The following is a 1,785-nucleotide window of genomic DNA, read 5'->3' on the forward strand; positions in this document are numbered from 1 at the left end:
CGATCGCCGCGGCTGCGCACGCTCACCGTCACGTCCTGCACCGGGCCGTCGCGCCACGGCACTTCGTGGTTGTCGCTGTCGTAGTCCGGGGCCGGCAGCAGGTGCCGGGCCGAGTACAGGCCGAACGCGGCCGCGTAGAGCCGGTGCGCCTGCTGCGGCTGCGACTCGTCGAACCAGCGGGCCAGCTTCAACAGCTCACCGCGCCTGCCCGGCAGCAGCCCGCCGCCCGAGGTCGCGCGCTTCACGCTGGCCAGCAGCGAACCGATGGCCCGCGCGGTGGCCTCCCGCAGCGCCGCCACCTGGCTGGGCCTGCCCGGCGCGTCCACGAACCAATCGGTGAGTTCCTGCCAGTCCGCCGCGGTGCGCCCGCGCGCCCGTTCCACCTCGGTGCCGAGCTGATCGGCCGGACCGAGCAGCCGCAGCAGCTCAGCGCGGTCGGCGGCCAGCCCGGCCAGCGAGGTCGCGATCGTCTCGGTGTGCCGCAGCACGTCCTCCACGACCATCTGGATGTACTCGACCAGCAGGTTGCGGAACCCGGAGATCTCCTCCGGCGCCAGGTGGTGGCGGGTGACGACCTCGCCGAGGTAGGCGTAGAAGTCCCGCACCGTTGCGGCGAGTTCGGCGTGCTGCAGGAAGACGGTGGTGACCTGCTCGGCCAGCCGCTCGCGGGTCTGCTTGGCGCGCTGAGAGCGCGGTTCCGCGCTCTCCGACGGCGCTGAGCGCGGTTGCGTACTTTCCGACGACGCTGAGCGCGGTTCCGCACTTTCCGCGGCCAGCGCGTCGGACAGCAGCGAGCCGATCTGGCCGAGGCCGCGCTCGATCGCGGGCAGCAGCTCGCGGGACACCTCGCGGGCGCCTTCGGGCACCCGCAGCAGCGCGTCCACGTCCCGCTGGACCCGCACGGCGAGCTTGCTGACCTGGTAGCGGACGCTGCCGTGCTGGAACTCGGCGATGCTCGCGGCGATCGTCTCGCGGCGGCCGAGCACCAGGTTGCCCCAGCGGCGCAGCTGCTTCAGCCGGTCCACCACGGTGTCCACATCGGACTCCCCGGGGTCGATGCGGCCGTCCCGCTCGGCGGCGGCCAGCGCCGCGGTCACCTCGCCGACCGACAGGTCCGCCAGCAGCGTCGAGGTGAACAACCGCATGATCGCCAGGTAGGTGCGGTGCTTCGGCTCGCCGAGGTAGGTGAACAGCGCGAGCCGCCGCTCAGCGGCGCGCGCGTCCGAGGTGGCGTGCGCGGGCGCGGTGGCCTCGGTGCCCGCCACCCCCGCGCGCAGCACGTCGGCTTCATGATCCGGGGCGGTCACGGTCGGCCACGATAACCCGCCCACCCGACACGGCCGGTCACCTGTGCCTTTTCGGAGAGGCCGGGAAGGGTTCTGCGTAGGTGGTCGCTCGGCGGAACCGCAGGCGCCGGAGAACCCGTTGCGGTCCCGGTTGCCGAGGTGGCCGGCGCAAGCGGCTTCGCCGTTCCGGAGCAGAACCTGGTGCGGGTGCCCGCTTCGGGCGGGTGGCGCGGCGGTAGCGTGCTGCTGCCTGGACGGGTGAACGCTGTGGGTTGAACGAGGGGAGCGGGGCACCGGTGAGCGCGGGACGAGCGGTCGGGCTGCTACTCGGAGTGGCGGCCGATGCCGCGTTCGGCGACCCGCGGCGGTGCCATCCGGTGGCTGCTTTCGGGCGCGCTGCCCAGGCGGCGGAGCGGAGGCTGCACCGCGATCGCCGCAGCACCGGGATCGCCTACGCGGGCCTGCTCATCGGCGGTACCGCGGTGCTCGGCGCCACCGC

At 73.7% G+C, this 1,785-nt stretch carries 2 protein-coding genes; one reads left to right on the top strand and one right to left on the bottom strand.

What is annotated here, in order from left to right:
* A partial coding sequence (locus IJH84_RS05090) for a DUF2397 domain-containing protein (RefSeq protein ID WP_295140865.1) occupies window positions 1-1,307 on the bottom strand: 1,307 nt, incomplete at its 3' end.
* Between the two features lie 275 nt (window positions 1,308-1,582).
* Between IJH84_RS05090 and IJH84_RS05095 the strand changes: the two genes are divergently transcribed.
* On the top strand, window positions 1,583-1,785 hold a 203-nt coding region (locus IJH84_RS05095; protein WP_295140867.1), incomplete at its 3' end, for a cobalamin biosynthesis protein.

It is taken from the genome of Saccharopolyspora sp. (genome assembly GCF_017434145.1).
Lineage (GTDB): Bacteria > Actinomycetota > Actinomycetes > Mycobacteriales > Pseudonocardiaceae > Saccharopolyspora_C > Saccharopolyspora_C galaxeae.